This window comes from Profundicola chukchiensis (assembly GCF_029664245.1).
Classification (GTDB): domain Bacteria; phylum Bacteroidota; class Bacteroidia; order Flavobacteriales; family Weeksellaceae; genus Profundicola; species Profundicola chukchiensis.
In genome coordinates, this window is the sequence record NZ_JANAIE010000078.1 from 1 (window position 1) to 220 (window position 220).

Consider the following 220-nt stretch of genomic DNA (forward strand, 5'->3'; position numbering starts at 1 on the left):
TTGCGCGGGTGGTGGAAGACGGGGCGTTCAAGGGAATCGGTGGCTTCATTGCCATCCGGGACGAGACCGGGGGGCTGAAAATCGGGCGGCGCGAGCCGGCGATGGGACTGCGCGGGATTCCCGAGACAGAAGTGATTTTCGAAGATATGGAGATCGCCGACGACATGGTGGTGATCCCGCCCGAAGGCGTGAAGCGCGGCTTTGCCGGGCTGATGAATGC

Annotated in this window: 1 pseudogene; it reads left to right on the forward strand. The window is 63.2% G+C overall.

What is annotated here, in order from left to right:
- A pseudogene (locus NLM59_RS11735) lies at positions 1-220 on the forward strand (hypothetical protein); the annotation flags it as partial.